This window comes from Protofrankia sp. CiP1_Cm_nod3 (assembly GCF_982290655.1).
The window spans coordinates 3,044-10,911 of record NZ_CEVIVD010000092.1 but is presented as its reverse complement, the minus strand read 5'-3'; the positions used below and the strand labels follow the sequence as shown (position 1 = coordinate 10,911).

General features: G+C 71.7%; 5 protein-coding genes. 3 read left to right on the top strand and 2 right to left on the bottom strand.

The features are described 5' to 3' along the window. Positions 1 to 582, bottom strand: a 582-nt coding sequence (locus AC5LUJ_RS16710) for a sugar phosphate nucleotidyltransferase (protein WP_493465258.1), incomplete at its 3' end; no start/stop codon positions are given. 675 nt (positions 583 to 1,257) lie between these two features. Between AC5LUJ_RS16710 and AC5LUJ_RS16705 the strand changes: the two genes are divergently transcribed. The 3 genes from AC5LUJ_RS16705 to AC5LUJ_RS16695 all read left to right on the top strand — a co-directional run bounded on the left by AC5LUJ_RS16705 (position 1,258) and on the right by AC5LUJ_RS16695 (position 6,835). After that, positions 1,258 to 3,177, top strand: a complete 1,920-nt coding sequence (locus tag AC5LUJ_RS16705) for an LCP family protein (RefSeq protein WP_250282391.1) — start codon at positions 1,258 to 1,260, stop codon at positions 3,175 to 3,177. A 766-nt stretch (positions 3,178 to 3,943) separates the two neighbouring features. After that, entirely contained in the window at positions 3,944 to 5,527 is a 1,584-nt protein-coding gene (locus AC5LUJ_RS16700) for an LCP family protein (RefSeq protein ID WP_250282390.1), read from the top strand. Positions 5,528 to 5,734: 207 nt separating this feature from the next. Then, positions 5,735 to 6,835 carry a TIGR03089 family protein gene (locus AC5LUJ_RS16695; RefSeq protein ID WP_493465257.1) on the top strand — a complete coding sequence of 367 codons (1,101 nt, stop codon included), beginning with the start codon at positions 5,735 to 5,737 and terminating at the stop codon, positions 6,833 to 6,835. Positions 6,836 to 7,085: 250 nt separating this feature from the next. Here AC5LUJ_RS16695 and AC5LUJ_RS16690 read toward each other — a convergent pair whose 3' ends face one another. Continuing rightward, positions 7,086 to 7,643 (bottom strand): beta-class carbonic anhydrase, encoded by a 558-nt coding sequence (locus tag AC5LUJ_RS16690; RefSeq protein WP_250282388.1) that lies wholly within the window; start codon positions 7,641 to 7,643, stop codon positions 7,086 to 7,088. Positions 7,644 to 7,868 lie beyond the last annotated feature (225 nt).

Sequence of the window (7,868 nt, the reverse complement as noted above, 5' to 3'; positions counted from 1 at the left end):
CTCCAGCTCGCCGCGCGCGGACGGCTTGATCGCCCGCACGGCCTCATGGACCGCCGGGCCGAACAGGTACACCCCGACCAGGGCGAGATCACTCGGTGGCTGCCGGGGCTTCTCGACCAGACGCACAACCCGCCCGCCCGGCCCCAGCTCGGCCACGCCGAACGCGGACGGGTTGGAGACCTTCGTCAGCAGGATGAGCGCGTCCGGCCCGCTGCGGCGGAACTCCTCCACCAGCCCCGAGATCCCACCGATGATCAGGTTGTCGCCGAGGTACATCACGAACGGCTCGTCGCCGAGGAAGTCACGCGCGACGAGCACGGCATGGGCAAGCCCCAGCGGCGCCTCCTGCCGGATGTAGGTGACCTCGATCCCCAGCTCGGAACCGTCGCCGACGGCGGTCTCGATCTCCGCGGCGGTCTCCCCGACAATGATCCCGACATTCGTGATACCCGCGGCGGCTATTGCCTCCAACCCGTAGAAAAGCACCGGCTTGTTCGCCACCGGCACAAGTTGTTTGGCCGAGGTGTGGGTGATCGGGCGCAGTCGTGTTCCGGAACCACCGGCAAGCACAAGAGCCTTCATGATCCGAACCTTATCGCGCGGCCGGGCGGCGGCTGTACAAGCCCATGACCAGGGGCGCCCAATACCCGCCGAACAACATTGTTCCGACAGGTTCCGGACAGCCTCCGGACAGCCTCCGAACGGGTTCCGGACAGCCTCCGGACGGGTTCCGGACGCGTTCCGGACGGGTTCCGGACGGGTTCCGGACGGACATGCGCCGGTTTCGGCCGGCCGCCGCGGTGGCCCGCGCCACCCGGCCGGCCGCCGCCGGAACAGCGGGCCCGCCGTCATCAGGGCATCCCACGACGGGTGTGTCGCGCCTGCCGCGGGTACCTTCAGCAACCAGGACCACAGTTGTCCTCCGCGGCCATGACGACAGTCGTGACATCAGCGGTACGGGGGTAACGCCGCAATGAATCCAGCAGCCGGCCCGCGCACACCGGCGGGACCCGTCGGTGTGCCGGCCGAAGATGGCACGAGCGCGCCAGCGACGGCCCCGACAGCTCTGCCGGCCCCGGCGGCACGGACAGCCCCGGCGGCACGGACAGCCCCGGCGGCAGAGCCGGCCTGCCAATGGCGTCATCTCCCGGGGCATAGTGGTAAACAGGACCATATCCGGGGACGCGGGATACATCGGGCGGCATGTACGTCCGTGCGCCGGTGCCAGGCCACGGCGGGGGTGGGAGGTACGGCACGGTGACCGCTACGACCGGGGTCCCCGTGGACCAGTCCGCCAGCACCACGACGCAGCCGGGCCCGCCGGGCCCGCGCCGCGTCCTCAGGGCCCGCCCGAGTGCGAGGTGGCGATGGTTCCTGCGCGCCGGGGAGGAAGGCCCACGGCAACGCTCCCTGATCGACAAGCTGCTGCTCGCCCTCGCAGCCGTGCTGTCGATGTCGATCGTCGTGACGAGCATCGGCGGCTACGTCGCCTACCGCTACTTCGACTCCCAGATCACCAGGGTCACCCTGGCGCTCGGCGACGACCGTGAACGACCGGCCGCAGCCCCACCCGGGAGCGCGAACTTCCTGCTGGTCGGATCGGACAGTCGGGCGGGCACCGGCAACATGTACCAGCGCCAGGAAGTCGTCGCCGGGGAACGTTCGGACACCACCATGCTCGCCCATCTGGACTCGAACGGGACGACCACGCTGGTGTCGTTCCCCCGGGACACCCTGGTACGCATTCCCGGCCACGGCCGGAACAAGCTCAACTCCGCGATCACGACCGGCGGCCCGTCCCTGCTGATCAAAACGATCGAGAACCTCACCGACATCAAAATCGATCATTTTGTGTCGATCGACCTCGCCGGCTTCAAAGCCATGACGGACGCCATCGGCGGAGTGACGGTATGCGTCCGGCCGCTGCCGGACGGCAGCACGTCCAACCTGCATGACGACTACTCACAGTGGCGCGGTGTCGTGGGTGAGAACCAGCTCGACGGCGAGCAGGCGCTGGCCTTCGTCCGGCAGCGCTACGGCCTGCCGGACGGGGACTTCGACCGGATCCGGCGCCAGCAGCAGTTCGTCAGCGCGGTGTTCCAGAAGGCCACCAGCAGCGGGGTGCTCACCAGCCCGGCCAGGCTGGAGAGCCTGCTCGGGGCCGCCACCCGCGCATTGACCGTGGACGACGACACCACCGCCGACGACCTGCGCAACCTGGCGGCCCGGCTGCGGGGCATGTCCGCGAACGCGATCAGCTTCGAGACCATCCCGGTCCGCCCGCCGACGAGGGCCGAAGGCGCGAACGCGGCCGGCGAGATCGCGCCCTTCGGCTCCGTCCAGGTCTACGACCCCGACGGGCTCGAGGCGTTCCTGGCGCCGCTGCGCGGCCGCGGGAGCTCCGCGGCACGGCCGTCCGGGCGCCACGGGGCACCGGCACCGAAAGCCACCGGGGCGACACCCACGCCGGCCGGCCCCGCTGGCAGGACGCTGCTGCGGCCGTCGTCGATCACATTGGACGTCCTCAACGGCACCCCCATGGGTGGCCTCGCGACCAACGCGGCCCGGGAGCTGGCCGCGGCCGGCTTCCAGGTCGCCCACGTCAGCAGCGCGGCCAACCGGCACACGGCCACCTCGCTGGTGCGTTACGGCCCGGGCGGCCTCGCCGCGGCGCGTACCGTGGCCGCCGCGATCCCCGGGGCACAGCTGCGTGAGGATCCGTCCCTGTCGGAGCGGGTCACGCTGGTGCTCGGGACAGGCTTCAAAGGGGTGAACACGAAGGCGCTGACCGCCGTCCCGGCGCCGGCCGGCACCCCGGCGGCGGACTCTGAGGATCCCACCCGCGCCACCGGCCCGGAGGATGCCGCCGGCTTCGGGATCGCCGCCGGCATCGCCGGCTCCGGAGTCGCCGCCGGCTCCGGGAGCACCACTGGCACCGCCAGCTCCGGGGTCGCCGCCGGCACCGCCAGCCCGGGCAGCGGTGCCAGCACCGGGAGCGCCGCCGGCACCGCTCGCCGAGGCACCGGCACCGGCACCGGCACCGGCACCGGCCCACCGGACGCGGACGGCACGGGCACGGCAACAGGCCAGCCCGGCTCGACACACGCCCAGCCGAGCCCGACGCCACCACCAGCGCCCGTCACCGCGGCCGAACTCACCGCCGGCTGTACGTTTTAGCGCGCCGGTCAAGTGGCGCGGATCCTATCCACGACCACCCACCCGTACCGGCCATGATCCAGGCGAGTTTGTCGTTGTGTACGCTTTTTTGGCCGCACAAGCGTACACAACGACAAACTCGCGCTGATCTTCTCCGGCGGCCGGCGTCCATCGAGGTGTGCCACCGTTCGCGGGGATACGTATGGTTACCTGGCCGGCGCTCCAGCGGGGCCCGGCGGGCCTGAGCCCAGCTGGATCCGGGCCCGGCGGGCCCGGGCACCATCAGGCCTGATCCCGGGCCCGGTCAGGTCCCGGCCCGGGATCAGGCGCCGGTCGTCCAGGGCCAGGCGTGGCCGCGCAGCCGGCAGGGGCAGGCCGGAGCAGCCGCCAGCCGTCCCGGGACGGGTGCGTGGTGTCTCGTTTCTCTCGTTCGGGCAGGCCGGAGCGTCGGCTGCCGGCTGGCTAGAATCGCTGCGAACCGGGAGCAGTCGGCTCCCGGATCACCAGTGCAGCCAATGCCGTCTGCCATCCGCCGCGTAAGGTGCCGGCACAGTGTGGGCGGGCCGACGGCAGGCCCGCCCGCTTCGGGCACCCGATCCGGCGAGCCACGACTTAAGTGACGATGATGTTACTTATGGTTCTTCCCAGTACCCGGTGGTGAGCTGTCGTTCGCTTCATGGCAACGTCAGAGCTGCCCAAAGCGTCCTAATCAGACAGGGCCACGCTGCCTCGTGGAGACCGACACCGCCACAGAAGTCGCCCCGGCCGAGGAGGACTGAACACGCCGGTGAGTCGCAGACCTGCGCGCCGGCCGGCATTGCCCGCCGAGCTCAACCCACGGCTCCCCCGGAGCACGCGCCGCCACGGGCGCTCACCGCTGCGCGTGCTGTCGGTCGGGGCGGCCACCGCCCTGTCGGTGCTGGTCCTGGCGGTCAGCTCCATCGGATGGGCGGCATACCGCTACTTCAACAGTTCGGTCACCGGAGTCGCCTGGTCGCCCGGCGGCAGCCGGCCGGCCGAACGGCCCGGGGAGATGAACATCCTCCTGCTCGGGGACGACAGCCGGGCGGGCACCAACGGTGAGTACGGCCAGGTCGACGGGGTCCGCTCCGACACCACGATCGTGGCCCACTTCGGGGGGGACAACTCCGTCACCCTGGTCTCCTTCCCCCGGGACACCCTCGTGACGGTCGCTCCCGGCCTGTCGAAGACGCCCCGGGACGGCAAGGACAAGCTGACCAACATCCTGTCCTACGGCGGGGTGGAAGGGCTCACCCGTACGCTGGAGAACCTGACCAGCCTGAAGATCGACCACTTCATCTCGATCGACCTCGCCGGCTTCAAGACCATGACCGACGCGGTCGGCGGGGTGGACGTGTGCGTGGCCCCGCTGCCCGGCGGCGGCACGTCCAACCTGCGCGACAACTACTCGCAGTGGCGGGGGAAGCTCGGCGTCAACCATCTCAACGGCGACCAGGCGCTGGCCTTCGTCCGCACCCGGCACGCGCTGCCGGACGAGACCTACCGGGTCGCCCGCCAGCAGCAGTTCCTGTCGAAGCTGCTGGAGAAGGCGACCAGCGCGGGCGTCCTCACCAACCCGGTACGGATCACTCAGCTGATCGGCGCCGTCGGCGGCTCGCTCAAGGTCGACAACGGCCTCACCGAGAACGGTGCGATGATCAAAATCGCGCAACGGCTCAGTGCGATTACCAGCGGTAAAGTAACATTTGTCACTATACCTACCTTCGTGCCGACGAAGGCGGACGGCGCCATCAACGACAAGGGCGAGATACCCCCACACGGCCAGGTGCTGTTCTACGACCGCGCCGGCCTGGCCTCCCTGCTCGCTCCGCTGCGCCCGACGGCGGACGCCCCGCCGGCCGCCGGCCACGGGGGCGACGACGGGGCCCTCAGCCAGCCCTCGCTCCCGCCGAACCAGGTGAGCATCGCCGAGGTCCGCAACAAGACCGGCCGCTCCGGCCTGGCCGCGCAGACGACCGACGCCCTCAGCGCCCTGGGCTTCGCCGGCTCGATGCGCACGACCACCGGCCCGGCCGGCCAGGTCATGACGGAGATCCGCTACCCCGCCGGGCAGGAGGAAGCCGCGCAGACGCTCAGCCGAATGATCACCGACTCGCGGACCATCGAGGATCCGACGATCAGCCGGGGGCTGGTCGTCGTCCTCGGCGCCTCGTTCACCGGTGTGACCGACACGCTGGACCTGCCGGCCGCGCCCGGCGGCGCGTTGCGCGGGGCGGTGGGAGCCGGCCCGGCCGGTGGCACGACAACGGCCGGCGCGGGGGCGGCACCGAGCGCGCCAGCGCCGACGGCACCGACCGTCGCCCCGGCGAACACATCCTGTACACCGTGAGCAGGCACAGCTCCGCGCGATCGCACTTTTCGTGATCGGCATGCCCGTAGCCGGCATACCACGGCAGCGGCCCGGAACGAGCGCCGGCCGTAGCACCAGGCCACCGGCCGGACCGGCAGCACACCACCGGCCAGACCATCGGGCAGCCGGGCAGCCGGCCGGACCAGCGGTGCTCTAACGTAGGCGTCCCATGAGTACGAGCATCCGATGAGTTCGTCGCCCCTGCCCGCGGGACGCCATCTTGACGGCGTTCTCACCGGTGTCCTGGACGCCGCTGTGGCCGCCGTGCCCGCGCACGCCCTCGGCTCCCCCGCTCGCCCGCCCGGCGCGGCGGCACTGGCCGGCACGCCCCGTGCCGCGGGCACCCCGGGTGCCGCGGGCGCCCCAGCCGGTGCGGGTGGCTCCGGAGGTGCTCCAGCCGACGTGGCCGGTGTCGCCGCGCTGCTGGCCCGTCGGGTGCGCGCGGACGCGGGACGTCCGCTGCTGACCTTCTACGACGACGCCACCGGCGAGCGGACCGAACTGTCCGCCACCACCGTCGACAACTGGGTGGCCAAGACCGCGAACCTGCTCGTCGACACACTCGGCGTCACCGCGGGTGACACCATCCAGATCGCCCTGCCGCCGCACTGGCAGACCGCGGTGGTGCTGCTCGCCGCGTGGTCGGCGGGCGCCCAGGTGAACATCCACCGGCCTGGCGCCGCCATCGGCGCGAACGCCACAGCCGGCGCGGGTGCCACAGCCGGGACGGACAGCCACGACGACCCACCGGCAGCGGTGTTCGTGACCGAGCAGGCCGTGGACGACCCGGCCGTGGTGGGTGACGGAGCTGAGATCATCGCGCTGTCCCTGCGCCCGCTGGGTGGACGGCTCGCTCAGCCGGTGCCGGGCGTGCTCGACTTCGCGGCCGAGGTCCTCAGCCACGGCGACCGCTTCGTCCCACCTGCGCCACCGGCGAACCAGCGGACTCTCACCCGGCTGGCCGGCTACTACGCGCGGGCCTGGGAGCTGACCGCGGCGGACCGGGTGCTGACCACGGCCGGTTACGACACGCCGGACGGCCTGCTCGGCGGCCTGCTGGGCCCGCTGGCCGTCGGCGCGTCGGTGGTCCTCTGCCGCCACCTGGACCCGAGCCTGCTCGCCCGGCGGATCGCCGTCGAGCACGTCACTGCCGTATGCGGCCCGGCCGGCTCCGCGCGGCCCACCTCCGACCCGAGCCGGCCAACCACATCCGAGCCGGCCAGGCCGGACGCCCTCTCGGAACAGAGGGCACCCGCCATCCGCCGTCTCACCACCGAACTGCCATAACCACCATCATCAGCCGTCCGGACAACCCGTCGCGCGCCCGCCATCACACGCGTTCACGAAACCGGATCAAGCAGGCCCGCGGGCGGAGCGGTGACGTGGCCACCAGCCTCTTGCAACCCATGTTTTTCCCGTCGCGGCTCCACTCGCGGATCCGGCGGGCCCAGGCCCATGCCGCCGTCACCGCGTAAGGGGTACGGGGCCGGGGCCCGTACGGGCGTGGGCCCTCCCGCGGCAGACGGCGCCGCCGAGGTCAGGTGGTGACCTCGTGTAGTTCGCCGGTGGCCACATCGTAGATAAAGCCCCGGACGGACGTCGTGGCGGCCAGGAAGGGGTTGGAACGCAGCCGCGCGATGGACCGCCGCACGCTCTCCTCAAGATCATCAAACGCGTGGACGGGCCAGTCCGGGCGGGCGCCGGTGCGTTCGAGCAGCTTGTCCCGGAACCCGTCATCGGTAATCGAGATCATCCCGCACTGGGTGTGGTGCAACAGGATGATCTCGGTGGTGCCCAGCTCGTGCTGGCTGACCGCCAACGAGCGGATCATGTCATCGGTGACCACCCCGCCAGCGTTGCGCAGGACGTGCGCGTCGCCTTCGCCCAGCCCCAGCAAGGCGTGCACGTCCAGACGAGCGTCCATGCAGGCCAGAACCGCGACCCCGGTGGTCGGGCGAGCCGGTCGGGCCTGTGGCTGACCGCCGCCGCTGCGCCGGGCGGTCGCGAAGCCGGCGGCGCGCTCCGTCAGGATGTCGGTGACGCTGTGGGAACGTCCCGAGCTTGACAGATCATCGCGAGCGTCGACCGTGGTCATGGTCGTACAACCTCCATCGGCGCGGTGCATGCATCGGCACGGTGGGCGTATCGGACAGCGGGTACAGCGGGTACAGCGAACGGCGGACACGGCAACGTCGCCGTGCGGGTCGCCGGGGCGACACCGAGAGCGCGTGACGCCCCACCGCGCCCCGATGGGCACCGCCGCGGGGCGAACGGCTTCGGGCCGTCACCGCGGCCGGCCTCAACCAGCATGACGCGGCCA

What these genes read in the sequence shown, in the direction of transcription:
- AC5LUJ_RS16695 (WP_493465257.1), top strand. Translation starts at nt 5,735, where the DNA reads ATGAGTTCGTCGCCCCTGCCCGCGGGACGCCATCTTGACGGCGTTCTC.
- AC5LUJ_RS16690 (WP_250282388.1), bottom strand. Translation starts at nt 7,643, where the DNA reads ATGACCACGGTCGACGCTCGCGATGATCTGTCAAGCTCGGGACGTTCC.